General features: G+C 61.3%; 14 protein-coding genes. 12 read left to right on the top strand and 2 right to left on the bottom strand.

Annotated elements, in window-relative coordinates; genetic code table 11:
- Nucleotides 1-472 precede the first annotated feature (472 nt).
- The 8 genes from bilR to ABCN01_RS04175 all read left to right on the top strand — a co-directional run bounded on the left by bilR (nt 473) and on the right by ABCN01_RS04175 (nt 16201).
- Nucleotides 473-2503, top strand: a complete 2031-nt coding sequence (gene bilR, locus ABCN01_RS04210; RefSeq protein WP_342997059.1) for a bilirubin reductase, long form — start codon at nt 473-475, stop codon at nt 2501-2503.
- 446 nt (nt 2504-2949) lie between these two features.
- Nucleotides 2950-3345 (top strand): transposase, encoded by a 396-nt coding sequence (locus tag ABCN01_RS04205; RefSeq protein WP_271737015.1) that lies wholly within the window; start codon nt 2950-2952, stop codon nt 3343-3345.
- Nucleotides 3346-3521: 176 nt separating this feature from the next.
- Complete coding sequence (locus ABCN01_RS04200) at nt 3522-6404, top strand: proton-conducting transporter transmembrane domain-containing protein (RefSeq protein ID WP_343014202.1); 2883 nt, start codon at nt 3522-3524, stop codon at nt 6402-6404.
- A 12-nt stretch (nt 6405-6416) separates the two neighbouring features.
- Entirely contained in the window at nt 6417-7034 is a 618-nt protein-coding gene (locus tag ABCN01_RS04195; RefSeq protein ID WP_342996719.1) for an NADH-quinone oxidoreductase subunit B family protein, read from the top strand.
- Complete coding sequence (locus ABCN01_RS04190) at nt 7034-7753, top strand: NADH-quinone oxidoreductase subunit C (protein ID WP_342996718.1); 720 nt, start codon at nt 7034-7036, stop codon at nt 7751-7753. Before ABCN01_RS04195 ends, ABCN01_RS04190 begins: the two co-directional genes overlap by 1 nt.
- A 5-nt stretch (nt 7754-7758) precedes the next feature.
- Nucleotides 7759-8847, top strand: a complete 1089-nt coding sequence (locus ABCN01_RS04185) for a hydrogenase large subunit (protein WP_342996717.1) — start codon at nt 7759-7761, stop codon at nt 8845-8847.
- Between the two features lie 7 nt (nt 8848-8854).
- Nucleotides 8855-9196 carry a 4Fe-4S dicluster domain-containing protein gene (locus ABCN01_RS04180; protein WP_342996716.1) on the top strand — a complete coding sequence of 114 codons (342 nt, stop codon included), beginning with the start codon at nt 8855-8857 and terminating at the stop codon, nt 9194-9196.
- Nucleotides 9197-9925: 729 nt separating this feature from the next.
- Entirely contained in the window at nt 9926-16201 is a 6276-nt protein-coding gene (locus ABCN01_RS04175) for a Spy0128 family protein (RefSeq protein ID WP_342996715.1), read from the top strand.
- A gap of 607 nt (nt 16202-16808) precedes the next feature.
- On the opposite strand, the gene ABCN01_RS04170 is transcribed toward ABCN01_RS04175, so the two are convergent.
- Together ABCN01_RS04170 and ABCN01_RS04165 are read right to left on the bottom strand one after the other, a co-directional pair.
- Nucleotides 16809-17438 carry a response regulator gene (locus ABCN01_RS04170; RefSeq protein ID WP_342996714.1) on the bottom strand — a complete coding sequence of 210 codons (630 nt, stop codon included), beginning with the start codon at nt 17436-17438 and terminating at the stop codon, nt 16809-16811.
- A gap of 17 nt (nt 17439-17455) precedes the next feature.
- Nucleotides 17456-18580, bottom strand: coding sequence for a sensor histidine kinase (locus ABCN01_RS04165; RefSeq protein ID WP_342996713.1), 1125 nt, complete (start codon nt 18578-18580; stop codon nt 17456-17458).
- Nucleotides 18581-18776: 196 nt separating this feature from the next.
- On the opposite strand from ABCN01_RS04165, the gene ABCN01_RS04160 reads away from it, so the two are divergent.
- The 4 genes from ABCN01_RS04160 (at nt 18777) to ABCN01_RS04145 (ending at nt 22945) form a co-directional block, all read left to right on the top strand.
- Nucleotides 18777-19715 carry an ABC transporter ATP-binding protein gene (locus ABCN01_RS04160; protein ID WP_342996712.1) on the top strand — a complete coding sequence of 313 codons (939 nt, stop codon included), beginning with the start codon at nt 18777-18779 and terminating at the stop codon, nt 19713-19715.
- A gap of 9 nt (nt 19716-19724) precedes the next feature.
- Nucleotides 19725-20912 carry an ABC transporter permease gene (locus tag ABCN01_RS04155; protein ID WP_342996711.1) on the top strand — a complete coding sequence of 396 codons (1188 nt, stop codon included), beginning with the start codon at nt 19725-19727 and terminating at the stop codon, nt 20910-20912.
- Nucleotides 20899-22104, top strand: coding sequence for an ABC transporter permease (locus ABCN01_RS04150; RefSeq protein ID WP_342996710.1), 1206 nt, complete (start codon nt 20899-20901; stop codon nt 22102-22104). The genes ABCN01_RS04155 and ABCN01_RS04150 overlap by 14 nt, the downstream gene beginning before the upstream one ends.
- Nucleotides 22105-22231: 127 nt before the next feature.
- Nucleotides 22232-22945, top strand: a complete 714-nt coding sequence (locus tag ABCN01_RS04145; RefSeq protein WP_342996709.1) for an ABC transporter ATP-binding protein — start codon at nt 22232-22234, stop codon at nt 22943-22945.
- Nucleotides 22946-22952: the final 7 nt, after the last annotated feature.

Genomic DNA, 22952 nt, shown 5'->3' with positions numbered 1-22952 from the left:
TTTTCGGTCCAATTCTCGGCCTCTCAAACAAAATCTCGATTTGTAACATCTAGACCCGATTTAGGCGGCTGGGTGTTACAGATCGAGATATACCGGTGGGTTGGGTCGTGTTTGTCTAAATCTGTAACACGAGGGACGGATTTTGCCGAGTTGTTGTTACAGATTTAGATTTTCTAGCAGGCGGGTTTGGTTTGTCTCGATCTGTAACAGGTAGGGGTCAAAAGTGGGCCTAGCTGTTACAGATCTAGATTGTTGAGGTTGGGTCGAGAGGAATATCTCGATCTGTAACAGTAAGACCCGGTTTTGCCGAGTAACTGTTACAGATTGAGACAAACCGACGGGCCGCCATGCCCCATCCACCAGCCGCCACCTGATATTCGCCGATTTTCGTTGTGCCGCCGCGCTTCCATGCCATATCCTCTAGACAACTACGCGGCAACATCGCCGCCGCGCCTACAAGAGAGGAATGTCCATGACCACACCTGCATCCAAGCTGCTCCAGCCCATTACGGTTGGCCCCCTTGAGCTCAAGAACCGCATTATGTTTCCGCCGCTGACCACCGGCTACGAGGAGCGTGACGGTTCCATCGGCGAGCGCAGCCTGGCTTTTTACGAGCGCTTGGCCCGTGGCGGCGTGAGCTACATCGTCATCGGTGACGTCGCTCCCGTTATGACCGCAAGCCCCACGCCCAAGCTGGCAACCGACGCCCAGATCCCCACGTTTAAGGCGCTGGCCGACACCGTTCACAAGTACGGCGCCAAGGTTGCGCTGCAGCTGTTCCACCCCGAGTACGACGTGCCCGGTGTCGGCCGCATGGTCATGGGCTCCATGACTGCCGCCAAGGCTGCGCAGGAGGCCAAGGCCGCCGGCGACGAGGAGACCTTTGCCGCCAAGATGGCCGAGTCCAACGAGATCCGCAATCAGGCCTATGCCAAGCTGCACCACGACATGCAGCACTTTGTGAACGAGGCCAGCGTGGAGCAGCTCACCCAGATCAAGGAGGCCATCGCTGCCTCGGCCGCCCGCGCGCAGCAGGCCGGGATCGACGCCATCGAGGTCCACGGCGACCGCCTGGTGGGTTCGCTGTGCTCGGCCATCCTCAACCAGCGCACCGATGAGTACGGTGGTTCGTTCGAGAACCGCGTTCGCTACGCGCTGGAGGTCGTCGCTGCCATTAAGGAGGCCGCGCCGCAGCTGATGGTGGAGTACAAGCTCCCCGTGATCATGGAGAACCCCGACGGCACGCCGCGCGGCAAGGGCGGCCTGCAGCCCGACGAGGCCTGCGAGTTTGCCAAGCTGCTCGAGGGCGCGGGCATCGACATGATCCAGGTTGCGCAGGCCAACCACACCGGCAACATGGGCGACACCATTCCGCCCATGGGCGCCATGCCCTACAACTGGACGCTGCCCGTGGCCGAGCGCGTCAAGGCCCTGGTCTCCGTGCCGGTGGCAACCGTCGGCCGCGTGGTCTCGGTCGAGGCCGGCGAGAAGATCCTGGAGGATGGCTCGGCAGACATCGTCGCTTATGGCCGCTCGCTCATGTGCGACCCCGACATTGCGCTGAAGGCTGCCACGGGTGAGCCCATCCGCGAGTGCCTCAACTGCAACAAGGGCTGCGTCGATGCGATTCAAAACCGCAAGTACATCTCGTGCGTGCTCAATGCCGAGAACGGCGACGAGGCGACCATCGCCATCAAGCCTGGCGAGGGCGACAAGAAGATTGCCGTGGTGGGCGGCGGTATCGCCGGCCTGGAGGCCGCACGCGTGGCGGCCAAGCGCGGCTACGACGTGACCGTCTACGAGGCGAGCGATCATCTGGGCGGCCAGATTGTGCTGGCAGCCGCGCCTCCGCGCAAGGACGAGATCATGCGCTCGGTCGAGTACTACGAGAAGATTCTGCCTGGCCTGGGCGTGAAGGTTGAGCTCAACCATGCCGCTACCGCTGAGGACCTCAACGCCGCCGACGCCGCGATTGTGGCTGTGGGCGCGCACGACGTGGTCATCCCCGTTCCGGGTGCCGATTCTAAGAAGGTCGTCTCGAGCTGGGACGTGCTGGCCGGCAAGGTGGAGCTTACGGGCCGCGTCGCCGTCATTGGCGGTGGCCTGGTGGGCACCGAGACTGCCGAGTATCTGCTGCAGCACGGCTGCGAGGTGGCGATCGTCGAGATGCTCGACAAGATTGCCGCAGGCGAGTCCGAGACCATTCTGCCGCTGATTATGAGCGACTTTGCCGAGCACAACGTGGAGCAGCACGTGAAGACCCGCCTGACCGCCATTACCGACGAGGGCGTGGAGGCTGTTCATACCGCTGAGGACGGCGCCGAGGAGCCGGTGAAGATCGCCTGCGATTACGTTGTGATGGCCGTGGGCTCCAAGGCCAACGCGTTTGACCTGGACGGCGTGACGGTGCCCGTGACTTGCGTGGGCGACTGCTCGGGCGAGCGCACCGCCGACATTGCGAGCGCCATTCGCACGGCGTATCACGCGGCCAACGAGTTGTAGTTAACTTCGCGGCCAGGCGGGGCGGTAGCACGGATCTGCCTCGCCCGGCTGCGTCCCATCGGGTGTCAACCGGGGCGGGGTCTGCAAGCGCAGCAGGTCCCGCCCTTTTTGTTTTGCTCCGGTGGATGGCAATGCGCGGTAATCATGAGGAGTGAGGCGTCACTGCCCTGCAGGCCGCTCAAAATTATTGGGGGAGGGGTTAATAATTATTCCCTCTAGACCAAAGGACATAAAGAGATGTCAATTTTGTTGGCAAACGAATGACGATTAGCTGCGAGCTAGCTACCAGCGTAAATAATCGATAAAGAAATGTCGTAAATAGGTGTCAAATGCCCAGATAACGCCGCGTCTATTTTAATTAACTACTTTGAGCAAACAGCAAAATGCTACTATCTAGCGTGCACGTAAGAAAGCAGATTAACGGTTAAGGCTAAGAAGTGGCAGGTATGTCGGAAGCAACAAGGACTCGCACGCATGCGCCCGAGGTTAGGCAGCGCGCCGTCGAGATCCTCCAAGAGGGGGTCGGCCACCGCGCCCTCGCCGCAAAGCTTGGCATTCCCCAGGCCACGGCTCGCCAGTGGGCCCGCGCATATGCCGTGGGCGGTGCCGATGCCGTTCTCAACGCCGGTTCGCATCATCACACCTATTCGTACGACGTAAAGCTTGCCGTGGTTAAGGACCGTCTGGAAAACGGCCTGACGGTTCGCGAGGCCATGATTAAGCACAAGATTCCCAGCGAGTCTTCGGTCAAGGCTTGGTGCCGTCAGTATCGCGATGGCGGCGCCGACGCGCTTATCGATAAGCCGCGCGGTCGCAAGCCGCGCGTTAAACAGGCAGAGTAGCAAGAGGGTGCGCCCACAGGGGCGCATTTTTCTTGCCGCCCCACTGCTCCAAAGCGGACGTGCCCTTGCCCCGTATGCCTAAAACTCCCCAGTTGACCGAAAACCTGCCGCCGCTACTCCTCAATTGAGCTATAACGTTAAACAATTGCAGCGTTTTTGCATGGGGGAGTGATGGTATGACGCTACTGTATTTTCTTACCCTGTTTCCGCTGGTACCGGCGTTGGGCATGCTGCTCGCGCGCGGTGACCGCGCCCGCGATGCGGTGGGGCTCATAGGCTCCGGCATTATTATGGCGGTGACAGTTGTAGTCGCCGTCATGTTTTTTGGCACGGGTCCGCAGAGCTTTGAGGTTGCCCCCGGCACCTCGCATGTGCTCTCGATCATCAGCTCCGTCATCGACGTAATTCTGTGCGCCGTCATCCTGTACAAAGCGTACAAATATAGGAACGCGCTCACCACGGTGCTCGGCATAGTCCAGCTGGTGGGCTCGCTCGCCTTTGCAGCCATGACGCTGCCCGCGGCCGAAGCCGTCACGGCGACGCCGCTCTACCTGGACTACATGAGCGTGATCATGGTCCTCGCCGTCGGCATTGTCGGCAGCCTAATCTGCGTGTATGCCCTGGGCTACATGAAGGACTTCCAGGCCCACGACGAGCACGAGGCCGCGCTGCGCGGGCAGACCGCGCCCGACCGTCGCCCGCAGTTCCTGGCGCTTATGTTCCTGTTCCTCTCGGCCATGTTCGTCATCGTGACGAGCGACAACCTTGAGTGGCTGTTCTGCGGCTGGGAAATCACCACCGTGTGCTCGTTCCTTATGATTGGCTACACGCGCACGCCCGAGGCCATTAAAAACGCCTTCACCCAGATCATCCTCAACATGCTGGGCGGCATCGCGTTTTTGGCGGGCCTTATGTTCCTGCACGTCAACGGCATGCCGCTGACCATCTCGGGCATGATCGAGCTTTCCGGCGCCGGAACCGCGCAATCCGCGCTGCTGGTGATGCCGGTCATTCTGCTGTCGCTCGCCGCACTCACCAAGGCCGCACAGATGCCGTTCCACACTTGGCTGTTGGGTGCCATGGTTGCCCCCACCCCCACGAGCGCCCTGCTGCACTCGTCAACCATGGTCAAAGCCGGCGTGTTCTTGATGGTCAAGCTCAGCCCGCTCTACGCTACCTATCCCGTGACGGGCTTTATGGTCACGAGCGTGGGCGCCATCACGTTTTTGCTGGCAGCCCTTATGGCGATCTCGCAGAGCAATGCCAAGCGCGTACTCGCATACTCCACCATTTCCAACTTGGGCCTCATCAGTGCCTGCCTGGGCGTCGGCGCGCCCGAGGCCGTGTGGGCCGCCATCTTCCTGATCTTGTTCCATACCGTGGCCAAGTCGCTGCTATTCCTGTGCGTGGGCACCGCCGAGCATCATATCGGCAGCCGCAATATCGAGGACATGGACGGCATGTTCAGCCGCATGCCGCACCTGACGCGTCTGATGATGCTGGGCATCATGGGTATGTTCGTGGCGCCGTTTGGCATGCTCGTGTCCAAGTGGGGCGCTCTGGTGGCGTTTGCGCAGACTGGCAACGTGCTCATGATCATGGTGCTTGCCTTTGGCTCGGCCGCGACGTTCTTCTTCTGGGGTAAATGGCTCGCCAAGCTTTCGGGCGTCGACCCCACGGCTCAAAACGTTGAGGTCAATGTCCATAAGACCGAATGGATGGCACTTAACACCATCGCCGCGCTGCTGATTCTGTGCTGCGTGGCGTTCCCGGTTATCTCGAGCGGTCTGGTGTCGCCTTACTTGGCCATGGTGTTTGGCCGCGTGCCGTACGTTATTGGCAAGGACGCTATGTATCTGATGGTGGTTATCGTGGCGTTTATTGCCGTGGTGCTGCTGACGTCGTTCCGCGTGAGCAACAAACCGCACGTAAACGTATATCTTTCGGGTGTGGGAACCGACAATTACCGCCATTTCCGCGGCTCGATGGGGCGCGAGGTGAAGGCCGAAAAGCGCAATTGGTACTCGGAGGACGCCCTTGGCGAGAAGCGTATTGGCCCCGCGGGTAGCGTCGTGTGCTGCAGCATTATCTTGTTTGCGCTGCTGTGCTGCGCGTGGATTGGGCCCGAGAGACTTGCCATGAGCGCGCCCTCGGTGCTGCGCGGTAAGTATTTTGAAGGCTCGGGCGTCGCGGGCATATTTATTGGTACCGTGGCGTTTGCCCTGATTGCGCCGCTTGTGGGCGGTTTGATCGACGGCGTTGACCGCAAGCTTTCGGCCCGCATGCAGGGCCGCGTGGGTCCGCGCCTGCTTCAGCCTTTCTACGACGTTGCCAAGCTGTTGCGCAAGGCCCCTGCCAGCGTAAACACCATGGATGACACCTATATGGCATGCGCGCTCATCTTTACCGTGGTGGGCGGCGGCATCTTTGTGTCGGGTTCCAACACGCTGTTGTGCGCTTTTATGGTGACGCTCGCCGCGATCTTTGTGGTGTTGGCGTCCGCCTCGACGCAAAGCCCGTTTGCCCAGGTTGGTGCCGACCGCGAGCTGCTGCAGGTTATGAGTTACGAGCCCGCCGTTCTGCTGATGAGCGTGGGCCTGTACCTTGCCACCGATAGCTTCGATTCCATCGCCGTGACGGGGCAGTCGGCCCCCATCATCGTGTACAGCGCGCCCATTTTCCTCGCGCTGCTCGCGGTGCTTACCATCAAGCTGCGCAAGTCGCCGTTTGACCTTTCGTACTCGCATCACGCGCATCAGGAGATTGTCCAGGGCGTCGCCACCGAGATGAGCGGCGGCACGCTGGCCAAGATGACCCTTATGCACTGGTGCGAGACCGTGCTGTTTTTGATGTGGGTGGGCATGTTCTTTGTTTGGGACAACCCGGTGAGCTGGGTGGTCGCCCTGGTCGTGATGGCCGCGACGTACTTTGTCGAGGTGCTGATCGACAACACCTTCGCACGCAGCACCTGGCGCAGCTGCTTTAAGCTCGGATGGGGCGTGGCGCTGGTGTTTGGCCTGCTCAACCTTATGCCCATCCTCGTCGACGTGTTTATTTAGGAGGCGGCATCCATGGATCATAAAATGTCGCGCTCGCCGTGGGTTATTCATTACGACGGCTCGAGCTGCAACGGATGCGATATCGAGGTGCTGGCCTCGCTCACGCCGCTGTTCGATGCGGAGCGCTTTGGTGTGGTCAACACCGGCAACCCCAAGCATGCGGATATCTTTTTGGTGACGGGTTCGGTTAACGCGCAGAACCTGCCCGTCGTGCGCCAGGTCTACAACCAGATGCTCGAGCCCAAGTGCGTGGTGGCCTGCGGCATTTGCGCGTGCTCGGGCGGCGTGTTCCGCGATGCCTATAACGTGATTGGTGGCGTGGACCGCGCGATTCCCGTGGACGTGTACGCGCCCGGGTGCGCCATTCGTCCCGAGACCGTGATCGATGCCATTGTGGAGGCGTGCGGCATCCTGGATCAGAAGGAAGCCGTGATGCGCGCCGGTGGCGATCCGCTCACCGTGGGCGGCGCCGCTACCTGGGACGGTGGCGTTGAGCTGGGCGACGACGGGTTTGTGACTGCGGGGGCCGGGGCTGACAGTGCCGGTGACGCGCCTGCCGGGAAGCCTGCCGCGCCCGTCGCTGGCGACGCACCTGTTGAGACGCCCGCCGCTGCAAAGGAGGCCGAGTAATGCAAAAGGCTATCTATACCACCGTCGGGATCGACGAGCTGTTGCCGCATGTGCAGGCGCTCAAGGGTGCCGGCGCGCGCTTTGTGCAGATGCATGCCGAGCGCAACGTCGACGACGGCACGTATCGCTTGGTCTATACGTTTATCAACGTTCGTGCTGCTCAGGAGCATATTGCGCAGGACGGCAGCTATGCGATCGAAAACCTGGTGGTTGATGGTATCGACCAGTACCAGGAGATTCCGTCCATCAGCTCGTACTATCCGGCGGTATTTCCGTTTGAGAACGAGGCACACGATCTGTTCGGGCTTGCCATTACTGACATGCAGGTCGACTTTAACGGCTTTTTCTACCAGGTCTCGACTGCCGAGCCCATGAGCGTTATTACGCCCGAGGTGAAGGCTGCGCGCGAGAAAGCCATGAAGGTCCGCGCCGCTGCCGAGGCCAAGGCGCGCAAGGCTGCGGCCGAGAAGGCCGCCGCTGCCGCGGTCGCTGCGGGGGAGGGTGCTGCGGGCGTCGACGATGCTGCGGGCGCTGCCGTCGCTCAGCCCGCTGCGGCTGCCGGCTCCGATGCTCAGCACGATGAAGCTGCCGCCAAGGCCGCGCTCAAAGCCGCCGAGCTGGAAGCAAAGCTCGCCGCCATGGATCCCGAGAAAGCGGCCAAGGTCCGCGCGGCGCTTGCCGCCAAGGCCGCCCGCGACAAGCAGAACAAGGAGGCGTAAGGTCCATGGCACATCGCTCCGTTATTCCGTTTGGCCCGCAGCACCCGGTGCTGCCCGAGCCGCTTCATCTGGACCTGGTGATCGAGGACGACCGCGTTATCGAGGCAATTCCGCAGATCGGCTTTGTGCACCGCGGACTCGAGAAGCTCACCGAAAAGCGTGACATGCACCAGTTTGGCTACATCGCTGAGCGCATCTGCGGCATCTGCGCCGTGGGCCACAGCTGCGGCTATGCCAGCGCCTGCGAGCGCATGCTCGACATCGAGGTGCCCGGCCGCGTGCAGTATATCCGCACCATTTTGCACGAGCTTTCGCGCATTCACTCGCACCTGCTGTGGCTAGGCCTGCTCGCCGATGCCTTTGGCTTTGAGGCGCTGTTCTATCGTTCGTGGACCCTGCGCGAGCAGATTCTCAAGATTTTTGAGAGCACCTGCGGCGGCCGCGTGATCCTTTCGATTAACGAGATCGGCGGCCTTAAGCACGACATCGAGGACTCCGAGCTGGTGGGTATTGTCCAGACGCTCGATGCCATGCGTCCCGACTACGAGGCCCTGGTGCATACGTTTTTGGACGACGACAGCTGCGGCGAGCGCCTGCACGGCGTGGGCGTGATCAGCAAGAAGGACGCGCTGGAGCTTTCGATGGTCGGCCCATTTGGGCGCGCCTCGGGCGTGGATTACGACGTGCGCATGTTCGGTGACGGCGCCTATGCGGATCTGGCTGCGTTTGAGCCCATCGTTGCCACCGACGGCGACTGCTACGCCCGCTGTCAGGTGCGTTGTGCCGAGGTCACGCAGGCCATGGACATCATCAAGGAGCTTGTAGGTAAGATTCCGCACGACGGCATCGGTGGACGCACCAAGCTCACGCCGGCCGACGGCGCGCGCGGCGAGGTTGTGATTGAGCAGCCGCGCGGCGAGGCGTATTACTATGTGCGCGGTAACGGCACCAAGAACCTGGACCGTTTTCGCGTGCGTACGCCGACGTCGCAGAACCTGGCGGGTCTGACGCATGCGCTGCAGGGCGTGCTTCTTGCCAACGTGCCCATGATTATCCTGACCATCGACCCCTGCATTAGCTGCACGGAAAGGTAGGCGCGGCATGAGTTTACTGACATTTGCCAAGACGGCCTTGGGCTCTATGGTCAAGCAGCCGGTAACGGTGTGCTATCCGCAGGAGAAGCTGACGGCGCCCGAGCGCTTGCGCGGGCATATCGTCAACGACATGGACGTGTGCATTTGCTGCGGGATGTGTGCGCGTCGCTGCCCGGCGGGCGCGCTCGCGGTCGATCGCAAGGGCGGAACGTGGTCGATTGACCCGTATGCCTGCGTGGTGTGCGGCGAGTGCATCGAAAGCTGCCCCAAGCACTGCCTGACTATGGACGCCGCCCGCACTCCAGTTGCGGCGGACAAGACTCCCACGGTAGAAACCAAACCGGAGTAGCTCTGGAATGGGGCTGGCATTGCGCTGGAATGGGGCCGGCGGGGCAAAAATGCCCCACCGGCCCCGCGCTTAAACGCGCGGCTGTGCCGTCGCGAACAAAACTATGCCGGATTACGGGGCTGGATAGCGAACCTCCGACCATACCGAAAATCGCAAAAACAAAACCGCAGGTAGATTGCTTGCTGTTTTTCAAAAATTGGGGGTATGGATGAGGACTCCGACTTTAGCCCCGTAATCCGGCATAGTTTTGAAATAGCACCATATCCGTAGAAGCCCTTGATCTCCCGTGGACAGAGGGAAACGGATCATTTTTGCCTTGCGAGGGCTGCCGCGTGACCCGTCTGCCACGAAATGGGCCTATCTACTACGTTTAGGCGGCAGCCCTCGACCACGTCAAGTAATGCGAAATGAAAACCGCAGGTAGAACGCTTACGGTTTTTCATGAAAAGCGGCTATGGTCGGGGGTATCGAGTCAAACGTAGTAGATGGCCCGATTTCGTGGCGAGCGTTACCAACTGATCCCCCGGGGACGGAGGAAAACGGATTATTTTTGCCTGATGGCTCCGAGTCGCACCCGTTTTCCTGCGAAAACTCTCGTGTCTCATCTTTGGTGAGACATTTGTCTCACGCCCAAAATCAAATCTGAAACGTGTGTCACCTGCCCTAATTGTGTCTCATTTCGTAACTTTAGGCTGATGCAAGGCCTGAGACCGCGAGAAGGGAGACACGATGGGTAAGTACACGAGGGGTCTCTTGGCGGTGATACTGGCCGTAGTGCTGGTGTTGCCAGCCGCAGCATTCGCCATGCTGCCCGAGGCCAACGCCAGGTCCAGCACAGGAATGGACGGACCGATAATGACCGGAAAGGTCGTCGACCCCGATACCAGCGGACGCTGGGAAATCTGGGCGGCAGGCCACGGCGGCAATAAAGTAACGACCCAAAACGTCGGCCGAATCTGGACCGATAAGACGGTCAAGGCAACCGGGGAAAACGAAGAGTCGGACTTTTTGACCACGCTTTCGGCGATGTCCTCAACGTCTAATTCGACCGTGACGGTCACCACGCCACTCGACATCGTGATGGTGTTGGATGCCTCCGGCTCGATGGATGATCCTATGGGTGGCGGAGATCGCACCAAGCGTATCGATGCACTGAAGGGCGCTGCGAACAGCTTTATCGATACCATCGCCAAACAAAACGAGGCTATCGAGGGCGTTGATAGGCAGCATAGGGTTGCCATTGTTAAGTTTGCGGGTGATAAGACTGATAAGGTCGGCAATGACACGTACTATCAAGGCCAATACAAGTACAACCACTCGCAGGTAATGAAGGGTTTGACCGATTGCTTCGGCGGCAACGTGAAAGCTCTTAAGGATACAGTTGCTGGAATCAAGCCAAGCGGTGCTACGCGTGCCGACTATGGTCTGGAACTGGCCGGGGATATCACTTCTGGTCGCGCAGATGCCAAGAAGATCGTTGTGTTCTTTACCGACGGCAAGCCAACGAGCTACAGCGAGTTTGATTCTGACGTCGCCAATGCTGCCGTGACGGCTGCCAAGAAGATGAAGGATGGCAAGGCCACCGTTTATACCATCGGCATCTTTAGTGGAGCGGACCCTGTTGCCGATCCCTCGAAAAAGGGGACAAGCGACGTCAACAAGTTTATGCACGCCGTGTCGAGTAATTATCCCGATGCCACGTCGTATGCGAGCGACGAGCTTGGCACGCGCGCGGAAAATTCCGACTACTACAAGTCGGCGACCAATGCTGAAGAGCTCAAGAAGGTCTTCGACGACATCTCGCAGGCCATCACATCGGAGGCGCCTTATCCGACCGAAATTGATAAGGGCTACGACGCGACCAAGTCCGGTTACATCACGTTTACCGATGAGCTGGGCGACTTTATGCAGGTCGACAGCTTCACCGAGGTCGTCATCAACGGCACGCCGTTTACCAAGGCGAGCAAGACGGTCAACAAAGAAACCAAGACCGATACGTACGAGTTCGATGGCAAAGCAAAAGACCTGCTCATTACCGTGCAGCGTGCTGGTGATGACAATGCCCAGAAGGGCGATGTCGTAACGGTCAGCATTCCTGCGTCGTTGATTCCGCTGAGCCACTTTAAGACCGTAGACGGCAAGCTTTCGGTCGACAGCGCTCAGCCTATCCGCGTGAAGTACACCTCGAGCGTGAAGAGCGCTGCGCTCGACAACCTGTTTACGCCCGAGAAGGTAACGGGGCTCAAGGATTACATCGAGAACAATACGACCGTTGCCAACGGCGCCAAGACCGTGAGTTTCTATGCGAACAAGTGGGCTGCCGGCGATCTGGGCAATACGGTTGCGACCTTTGAGCCGGCCGACACCAACCGCTACTACTACTTCCAGAAACAGACCCCTATTTACACGGACAAGGACTGTACGCAGCCTGCAAAGAATTCGCTGGCAGATACCGGCACCTATTACTACAAGGATGAGTTTGAGGAGCAGGGCGAAAACGGCGAGGCCAAGCCCGCCTCTGCCGTCATCGAGTTTATCGGCGGCGACGCTGCGAAGTTTGACGGCGCTATTGTTGCTGACGAAGACGGCAACCTTTCGTTTAGCGTGGGAACCGCGCGCCTAGCCTTTATCGACGAGCTCCACACCACCAAGGAGAGTGTGGGAGGCAACAACACTGGTACCGTGACTGACGTTCTCAATCCCAAGTGGAACAACGTGTCCGCCAAGGCGACCGCGACGCATGTCAATTCCTACCTGGGCAACAACGGCAAGATTAGCTTTGCGTACAACATGACGCCGGCAACGGTAGAAACCAAGGCCAGCTTTGGCCTGACCAAGGTGCTCGAGGGTCGCGACTGGACGAATGCTGACGCGTTTGAGTTTGGCCTGACATCCGAGAGCGGCGCCCCGATGCCTGCGGCTAGGACTGCGACCGTGCGCAAGGCTGACCTGGACCAGGGCAAGGCTGCCATCGACTTCGGCACGATCGAATACACCGAACCTGGCACGTACGTCTACAAGGTCAGTGAAAAGCATGCCGGGACCACGATTGACGGCATCGCCTACAGCAAGAACGTCGCGGAGATCACCGTGACGGTAACGCCCGACAAGAAGGGCGAGCTGAGCGCTGGCGTGAAGGTGACCTCGGGCGAGACCGAGTTCAAGAACGTTTACGCCACGAATCCTGTTGAGTCCAGCGTCACCGACCAGATTACCGTGACCAAGTCTCTGACCGGGCGTGACCTTACGGCCGACGAGTTCAGCTTTGAGCTGCTCGAAATCATTGACAAGGAAGTTAAGCCTGTCGAGACCGTTGAGAACGCCGCCAACGGCAAGGTGACGTTCAGTGCCATCAAGTACACCGAGATCGGCCAGCACACCTACATGCTGCGCGAGGTCAAGGGCGACGCCGGCGGCATCACCTACGATGACGCGACCTACATCATCGTGACGACCATTGCCGATAACGGCAATGGTCAGCTGGTTGCCACGCACGAGCTGAAGGGCGCCAAGGACGCCAAGAGCATCAAGTTCAAGAACGTCTACACCACGAATGCTGCCGAGGTATCACTTGTGGGCAAGAAGAACCTGCAGGTCGCCGACGGCTTGACCCCGGCTGACATTGCCGGCAAGTTCACCTTTACCGTGACCGGTGAAGATGGTGCACCCATGCCCGCGAACGCGAGCGTGACCAATCATGCCAAGGGCAAGGTCGACTTTGGCAAGATCACCTTTACGCTCGACGACCTTAACAAGGCTCTGGGCGAGAAGCCCGAGAAGCGCGAGCACACCTTTACCTACACCGTGACCGAGTCCGGCGAGGTCGCTGGCGTGACCAACGACGCCAAGCTGTCGCGCGAGGTTTCCTTCACCGTGACTGATGACGGCAAGGGCAATCTGAGCGTATCCCACAAGCCGGACGGCGATGTGGCATTTACGTTCACCAATACCTATAACGTGACGCCTGTCGAGACGAGCGTCACCGACCAGATTACCGCGAACAAGGTTCTGATCGGCCGCGACCTCAAGGAAGGCGAGTTCTCCTTTGAGCTCGTCGAGGGCAACAAGGTCGTTGCCATCGGCATCAACGACGCCGAGGGCAACATCACGATGAGCGCCGTGAAGTACACCGAGGCCGGCGAGCACACCTACACGCTGCGCGAGGTCAACGGCGGAACCATCAGCAAGGGCATCACGTACGGCGACGCCAAGTACACCATCGAGACCACCATTACCGACAAGGGCGATGGCACGCTCAAGGCTGAGCATGTCCTGAAGGGCACCGAGCCCGCCGAGTTCAAGAACTCCTACAGCGTGACCCCGCTCGACGCAGAGCTCGACTTTGACCTGAGCAAGGCCATCGACGGTCGCGACTGGACGGACTCCGACAAGTTCAGCTTTACCATCACCGCTTCCGAGGGCACCCCGCTGCCCGATCCTGCAACCGTGACCGTGAACAAGCACGATGCGAAGGATGGCATCGCTGCCGTCAAGTTCGGCAAGATCCGCTACACGGCTGCCGGAACCTACACGTACGAGATCCGCGAGAACGCGGGTAACGCGGCCGGCATGGCGTATGACGGGCATGTCGCGACCGCCGAAGTGACCGTGACTGAGGACGGCGAGGGCAAGCTGACCGCCAATGTCACCAAGAAGGAAAACGGACGCTTCACCAACATGTACCGCACTGAGCTTAACTACACCGCGGCCGGCGGCCTCAAGCTCAGCAAGAGCCTCTCCGGACGTCCTATGACCGAGGGTCAGTTCACGTTTACCGTGACCGCCGATGAGGCCTCAGCCAACGCGCTTGGCCTGCTGCCCGGAGCCAACAACTTCAAGTCCCCTGCGACGGCAGAGGCAATGGTCGGCCTGATTGACATCCTGGCTGGCCATGAGGTCAAGTTTACGCAGGCTGACGCCGGCAAGACCTTCACGTACACCGTAGCCGAGAAGAATGACGGCAAGCCCGGTTACACCTACGACGACGCCGTGCGTACCGTGACGATCGCCGTCGCCGATGACGGTGCCGGTACGCTTACCGCCACGACGACCGTCTCCGGCGGTCCCGAAGGTACGCATACGACGGTCCACAAGAGCGGTGAGAACAAGGTCGAGAGTGCCCTGGTTCCGTTCCACAACAGCTACAGCGCTACGACCAATACGCCTGGTGGTACCGCTGCTCAGGTTGTCGCCACCAAGACCCTGACCGGTCGTCCGATGGCCGACGGCGAGTTCTGGTTCGGCATTGCCTATCAGGGCGAGCTTGTGGGCTACGAAAACCTCAAGCCCAATATCGGCGGGCATGTGAGCTTTGATGCGCTGCACTACGACACCGAGATGCTTGCCAATCTTGAGGCTGCTGGGCTTGCTTATCGTACCGATAAGGACGGCAAGCTTGCCTGGACCATTAACTACACGGCCTACGAAGATTTATTCGGGCTGCCGAATGGCGTTTCCGCTACAACGTGGAGCTTTGGCTTTAAGGTTATCGTCGTCGACAACGGTGACGGTACCCTGACGGCGACGGTCGACTACGGCGGCGTCGAGCCCTTGTTCGAGAACGCCTACGGCGCCGACGCCGTGGATGCCGCGCTCACCGGTACTAAGAAGCTCCAGGTTGCCGAGGGCCTGACCCCGGCCGACATCACGGGTAAGTTCACCTTTACCGTGACCGCCGACGAGGCAGGTGCCCCGATGCCCGAGCGCACGACCGTAACCAACGACGCAGCCGGTAACGTGGACTTTGGCAAGATCCACTTTACGCTCGAGGACCTCAACCGCGCTCTGGGCGTGACGGACGATGCGACCGATAAGGCCGAGGCGGACGAAGCTGACGAGGCCGAGGCCGACGAGGCAGAGGCCGGCGCCGACGCTGATGCCAACGCTGACGAGCCCGGCGACGAGTCCGAGCCCGAAGCCCCCACCGCCCCGCGCTCGCACACCTTTACCTACACGGTGACCGAGTCCGGCAGCGCCCCTGGCGTGACCAACGACGCCAACGCCACGCGCAAGGTTTCCTACACCGTGACTGACGATGGTGCCGGACATCTGAGCGTCGTGCGCGACGGCGATGACGGTGCGGCCTTCACGTTCACCAACACCTATGGCGTGACGCCCACCGATTCTTCCGTGACCGATCAGGTCAAGACCGTCAAGCGTCTGACCGGCCGCGACCTTGCGGCTGGCGAGTTCACGTTTGATCTGCTCGAGGACGGCGTGGTTGTCGCTAGCGGCACCAACGACGCCAACGGCACCGTTACGCTGAGCCCGATCCGCTACGAGGCACCCGGCACGCACACGTACACGCTGCGCGAGGCTTGCCCCAACGCGCTCGGCCTGTACAAGGGCGTCACCTATGACAGCGCGACCTACACCGTCGTGACCACCGTCTCCGACAATGGTGACGGCACGCTGACCGCGACGCACAAGCTCGAGGGAACCACCGAGTCGGCTGGCTTTACCAACAAGTATCACGCCATGCCCACGCAGGTTTCCATCGGTGCCGTCAAGGTGCTCGAGGGACGCGAGCTCAAGAAGGACGAGTTTAGCTTTAAGCTCGTTGGCGAGGACGTCGAGTCCACCGTCACCAACGATGCCGACGGCAAGATCAACTTCGACAAGTTCGAGTACGACGAGCCTGGTACGTACGTCTACACCATCAGCGAGGTCAAGGGCGACGAGGCCGGTATGACCTACGACAAGTCCGTCTTTACCGCGACCGTCAATGTGGTCGACGACGGCGAGGGCAACCTCAAGGCGAACATCGCCTTTACCAAGGGCGACAAGAGCGTCGAGGGTATCGTGTTCAACAACACGTACAAGAAGCCCGAGACGCCCGTGCCGACGCCCGATCCCGGCACGCCCAAGACCGTGACGAACATCGTCAAGACGGTCAAGGGTTTCCTGCCCACCACGGGTGACCAGCAGGCCGCTGCACTGCTCATGGCATTCGTCATTGCCATGGCCGGCGTCGGAGCCCTGGTCTGGGGTATCCGTAAGCGCTAGGCACGCTGGTAGTGCCCGGGGCCAAAAGGCCCCGGGCGGCCGGCGGGGAGCCAGAACATAGCCCCCACCCCCACCCCCAGCCGCCACGGAGGTATCTCCCTCCTCCGTGGCGGCACTTTTGTGCGTAGGCGAGAAGGGCTTGCCACGAAATCGGCCCATCTACTACGTTTAGCCCCTTACCCCCAACCATGCCAAAAAACGCGAAAACAAAACCGCAGGTAGAACGCCTGCGGTTTTGTTCAAAACGAAGGCATGGTCAGGGGTATCGAGTCAAACGTAGTAGATGGGCCGATTTCGTGGCAAGCGGTTCCGGCTGATCCCTTGGGGATGGAGGAAAACGGATCATTTTGGTCCCGCAAGGCTTGCGGAGGCACTCGTGCAGGGTTGCTCGAACAAAACTATGCCGGTTTACGGGGCCGGATTCCGAATCCTCAACCATACCGAAAAGCGTGAAAATAAAACCGCAGGTAGACGAGCCGTCATTTTGCAGAAAACGCGGGTATGGATGGGGGTCCTGAGTCTGGCCCCGTAAACCGGCATAGTTTTGAAATGGCATTAAAGCGGTAGCAGCCATTTTGCTATGCCGGGGCGGTCGGCCGCTGGGCAACTACCCTCGCAGGTAGGCGATGGCGATCTGCGTGCGGTTGCGCAGGCCCATTTTGGCCAGGATCGAACTGATGTGGTTGCGTACGGTGCCTTCGCCCATATAGGCGGTGGCGGCAATCTCTTTGTTGTCGAGGCCGCGGGCGATGAGCTCGGCGACTTCGAACTCGCGGTCGGTTAGGCTGGCGAAGGCTGCGGGCCGGCGGGTCGCGGCCGCCTCGACGTCCGTTCCGTCAAAATCGATGTCCTCGATTGCCTTGCCTTCGAGCACGCGTTTGCCATCCATGACCTGCGCTAACGCTGGCGGAATGGCGGCGACATCGGTTTTAATCAGGTAGCCGCGGGCGCCCAACTTGAGCGCCGACACAATGTACTCGTCATCTGAGAATGTCGTCAGAAACACCACTCGTGCCGCAGGGTCGCGCTCAAGGATCTCGCGTGCCGCCGAAAGTCCGTCGCGCCCCGGCATCTGAATGTCGAGCAGTGCGATATCGGGTGCGTGCTCGGCATAGAGAGCCACTGCGTCGTTGCCGTCGGCGCCGGTACCCACCACCTCGATCTGCGGCTGGGCGCCCAGGATAATCTTGAGCGAATCGACCACCAAGCGGTCGTCGTCGACAACGATGAGCCTCATCGGTCCTCATCTCCTTGCTATTTGGGAACGGTGGCAAACACGCGCCATCCGCCGGCGCCGGCACGCGGACCGGCGGTGAAGGTGCCGCCAAGCGCCTCGATGCGCTCGCGCATGGAGGCGAGCCCCATGCCCTCCGCGGCGCTGCGATCGTTTGCTTGGACCCCGCCCGCGCCATCGTCGGTAACGATGAGCTGGTAAAACGACGGATGCTCCATGCATCGTACGGTGACAGCATGGGCGCAAGCGTGGCGCATGGTGTTGGAGAGCGCCTCGCGCAGGACCGCCGCAAAGCAGTTGGCGACGTTTGCGGGCGCATGTTCGGCCAAAACTTCAAGCTCAATCTGCGGGCCGCCGTCCGAGCGCGCGCCTTCGACAATGCGTTCGAGCTGCATGGAAAGGTCGACGGCGTTGTCGTTGAGCGCGTGGACGCTGGCGCGCACAAGCTGGAGCGCTTCGTCAACCGTGCGTTTGACGTCGGCGAAATCGGCGGCGACGCTGGGCTCGTCGGCGTGGACCACGCGCAGGGCTTCGGCCTGCAGTGAGGCGCGCGTGAGCTGGTGCCCGACGTTATCGTGGATCTCGCGCGCAATGCGGGCGCGTTCGGCGAGCGTCGCGAGCTCGACTTCGTAGTCCTGACGGTCGGCAAGATCGCGGTTGCGCGCTTCGAGCGCGAGGGTCCGTTCCTGCAGCTCGTCGCGGGTGCGGCGCATGCGCTGCTGCTCGCGCTCCAACTGGGCGGTACGTAGCGATAGCAAGGCGGCGGCAACCGAAAGGATGGCGGTCAGCAGGAGCGTTCGAGCGGTGAGCGCGTCGGCGCTTAGGTCCGCAATGAGCGCAAAAGCAAAGACGGAGCCAATGCCCAGCGCGACCCAGGCGTGCTCACGGCGCACGCGTCGCGCGATGTCATAGAGAGCGAGAGACGCAAACGGCACAAACGGCGGCACGAAGACAGCCGCGATGATGAAAGCGTAGCTCGCTGCCTCGATTGCGCGCCGGGCGCGTTTCTCCTGCGCGAGCTCGGCCAGCGAGGTGGTGATAACGCCAAGGCAAAACGCCGCGACCAGGCGAGCGTCCACAGTAAGACCCATGGCGGCCGCAATGCAGCACGCCAGCACAATCGATTTGTCGAAAAGCCTGTTCATACGGGTATTGTACGCGAAGCCGCGCGTGGTGGAGGGACCGCCTGCACAACCGTGACATTCCTCCCGCGCGGCAAAGCGGAGCGCCGGCGGGCCACGCGACCAAGCTCCGCACTCGTGACAAAGCTCACTGGTGCACGCCGCCCGCTCCCGCGATGATGCAATCATACCGGGCCGCAATCAACAGAAGGGCCGCCTCATGACAGACATCGTCCACGTCGAAAACCTCGTCAAGCGCTACGACGATCTTATTGCGCTCGACCACTTTAACCTGAGCATCGCCCCCGGCGAGATCTTTGGCCTGCTGGGCCCCAACGGCTCGGGCAAGACCACGTCCATCAACTGCATCCTGCAGCTGCTCGCCTACGACAAGGGCACCATCGAACTGTTCGGCGAGCCCATGACGCCCGCCCGCTACGACCTCAAGCGCCGCATCGGCGTGGTGCCGCAGCAGGTGGCGGTGTTCGACGAGCTTACGGTGCGCGAGAACATCGACTATTTCTGCAGCCTCTACGTCAACGACCGCAAGCGCCGCCGCGCGCTGGTCGACGAGGCCATCGACTTTGTCGGCCTGGGCGACTTTGCCAAGTTCCGCCCCGGCAAGCTCTCGGGCGGCCTGGCGCGACGCCTCAACATCGCCTGCGGCATCGCGCACAAGCCCGAGCTCATCTTTTTTGACGAGCCCACGGTGGCGGTCGACCCGCAGAGCCGCAACGCCATCCTGGAGGGCATCTGCCGCCTGCGCGACGGGGGCGCCACGGTGGTGTATACCAGCCATTACATGGAGGAAGTCGAGCAAATCTGCAGCCGCATCATGATCATGGACGGCGGCCGCGTGCTGGCGCAGGGCACCAACGACGAGCTCAAACGCATGATTCAGATGGGCGAGCGCGTGACCGTCGAGGTGGGCGCCGTCGAGCCAGCCACGGTCGAGCGGCTGCGCGCCCTCGAGCACGTGCTCAGCGTCGAGCTGTCCGGCGGCGAGCTCGTCTGCACCTGCGAAGCGAGCCCGCACAATTTGGTCGACATCCTCGACACGCTGCGCGCCGCCGATGTGGCGCTCGGCCGCGTGTGGAGCGAGCCGCCGACCCTCAACGACGTGTTCCTCGAGATCACCGGCCGCGAGCTGCGCGACTAGGGGGCAGTCATGTTCAACACCATCATCACTACGGTCAAGACGCTGCTGCGCCGGCCGAGCACGTGGGTCTGGGGCGCTCTCTTTCCCATCGCACTTTCCACGATGTTCATGTTTATGTTTGCGAATCTGAGCTCTGACGGCACGGTCGACCCGGTACCGGTTGCCGTCATAGCGGACGAGGCCTGGGACGCCTCGACCTTTAAGGACGTGGCGACGTCGCTTGCCAAGGAGAGCGACAATCAGCTGCTCGAGATCCACGAGTGCGACGACGCAGCCGATGCGAACCGTGCGCTTAAGGCCGGCGAGGTCGCGGGCATCTATACGGTCGACGACGCAGGCGCACCCAAGCTCACACTGCTATCGAGCTACGACAGCTCGCGCGCATCATCGGTGCTCACCGATCGCAGCATCCTGGAGACGGTGGCAAGCTCGTATACACAAAATGCCGAGCTCATGTCCCAGATTGCCCAGGACAACCCGGCGGCGCTCGCCGACCCGGAGGCGGTTGCGCGCGCCCTGTCGCTCGAGGGCGGCACCCGCCGCGTAAGCCTGACACGCACCACGCCCGATGGCGCGGTCATCTACTATTACGCGCTCTTCGGCCTGGTCGCGATGATGTCTGCGGAGTTTGCCGCCTTGAGCGTCGTCGATCTGCAGCCCAATCTGTCGGGCCTTGGCGCGCGCCGCTGCGCGGGCGGTCTTTCCAAAACGGCGTCGCTGGCCGGTATCTTTGTGGGCTCGTGGCTGGTCTCCTTTGCCTCGATGGCGATCGCGATCGGCTACGTGCGCCTGGTTGTGGGCGTCGACTTTGGCGGGCGCGAGGGGCTGTGTCTGGTGGGCGGTGCCGCTTCCGCGCTTGCCGCCACGGGCTTGGGACTCTTTGTGGGCACGCTTCCCGTTAAGGGCGGCAAGGCATCCAAGTCGGGCATCCTCACAGGCTTTGCCACCACGTGCGCTTTGTTCGCTGGGCTCTACGGCGAACCGGCGATGGCGCTTGCCGATGACGTCGCCCGCGCCTGTCCGGCCGAGTGCTGGCTCAACCCCGTCAAGCTCATCTGCGACATGTTCAACCGCCTGTATTTCTTTGAGGACCTGGATCCTTTTGCCGTTCGCGCCGGCGCACTGGTCCTCATGGCACTGCTGTTCGTTGCCGCCGCCACGCTGATCTTTGGAAGGAGCCGCTATGAGCACCTTTAAGACCGCGCTTCGCATGGCGCTCGCTCACCCGTTCTACCTGCTCATCTACACGGTGTTCATTTCGCTGATGGGCGTATTCATCGCGGCATCGGTGAGCTGGAACTCGTCGCAGCTTACCGAGTACAAGCCCTACGACGCCAACGTGATCGTGGTCGACCGCGATGGCAGTGATCTTTCACGTGCGCTCACCAAGCACCTAGGTTCGCGGTTTGACCTGGTCACGGGCGTCGGCGATGACACGTACGACCTTGCGGACGCGCTCTCCAAGAGCAACAGCGCCAAGGGCAGCGCCGACTGCGTGTTCTTTATCCCGGAGGGGTTCGAGGACGACCTGGTCGTGGCTGCCCGCGCGGGGGAGTCCCTGCCCAAGCTCGATGTGACCTACGGTGCCGGCACCATGGCGGCGGCGCTTTCGTTTGCCGAGGCTTCGCGCTGGATCTCGCTCGCGGGCGCTGCAGCCGCACTTGAGCCCACTGCCTCCAACGGCGACGTTGCCAAGGCCGCCGAACATGCCGCTGCAAAGCGCGCGGAGGTCCAGATCGAGCGGGTCAAGGTCGACTCGGCTGCTGCCGCCACGCTCGAGTCGTACTTCAACTTTGGCGCGTACGCGATTATCTCGTCGGTCATCGTGTCGGTGGGCTTGGTGTTTTCGGGCATGAACGAGCCCGAGCGCGTGCGCCGCATGGATGCCGGCCCAATCTCCGATCGCCAGCGTTCGCTTGCCGTGTTTGCGGCCGCCGCCGTGCTCACCGTCTGCATTTGGCTCGTGTCGAGTATGATGGGCGTCGTGGGCTTTGCCGGCGCGGTTGCCGAGGTCGGCGCGGGTCGTGTGTGTCTGGCGCTGGCGGCGACGTTTGCCCTGGCGTGCACGCCGCTGGCCGTTGGCTTTGCGTTGTCGAGCCTGGGTGCGCGCGAGGAGCTGCTCAACGGCGTGGGCAACTTACTCGGCATGCTCATGACGTTTTTGGGCGGTGCCTGGATGCCGCTGTCGCTCATGGGCTCGGCCGTGCAGACCGTGGCGCACTTTGTGCCGACATATTGGGTGAACGATGCGATCAGCAAGGCACTTGCCTCGGATCTGACGTCTGCCGTGCTGAGCGACATCGCCTGCGATCTGGGCGTCACGGTGCTCTTCGCCGCCGCCATTGCCGCCGTAGGTCTGGCCCTCGCACGCGCCAAATCCCGCGCCTAGCCACCTAGTCATTTAGAGCGTCCCCAATGACCAGTCTGAAATAAATCCCGAGCCTCGCTCCAAAATAGTTCGCCATGGTTTACTATTACGCTCATAAAGTAGTACGAGGCTAACAACGGGGGATACCATGGCAACGCAGGAAGCCTATGTCCAGGTTAAGGATCTCAAAAAGCATTACGGCGACGGTGATGCGCGCCTGATGGTACTCGATGGCATCGACACGTCCATCAACCGCGGCGAGATCTGCGTCATGCTGGGGCCCTCGGGCTCGGGTAAGTCGACCTTTCTCAACCTGATCGGCGGCCTGGAGGATGCCGACGGCGGCTCTATTCTGGTGGACGGCTGCGACCTCACCACGCTCAACGCCACCGACCTGGGCGAATACCGACGCCGCGAGCTGGGCTTCGTGTTCCAGTTCTATAATCTGGTGCCCGACCTCACCATCAAGGAAAACATCGAGGTCACGGCACACCTGTCCAAAAAGCCACTCAACGTCGACGACCTGCTGCGTTCGCTGGGCCTTTACGAGCACCGCAACAAGTTTCCGCGCCAGGTTTCGGGCGGCCAGCAGCAGCGCTGTGCCATCGGCCGCGCACTCGTCAAAAACCCGGGCCTGCTGCTGTGCGACGAGCCCACGGGCGCACTTGACTATAAGACGTCCAAGGAAATCTTGCAGCTCATGGAGGATGTCAACCGCACCTACGGCTGCACCATCATCATTGTCACCCACAATGCCGCCATCGCGCGCATGGCCAATCGCGTGCTGCGCCTGCGCGACGGGCGCATCGTCGAGGATGAGCTCAACGAGTCGCCCGTCGCAGCCGCCGAGCTCGATTGGTAGGCGGCGC

Origin of the sequence: Collinsella aerofaciens, assembly GCF_039062365.1 — a bacterium.
Lineage (GTDB): Bacteria > Actinomycetota > Coriobacteriia > Coriobacteriales > Coriobacteriaceae > Collinsella.
This window is presented reverse-complemented; position numbering and strand designations above follow the sequence as displayed.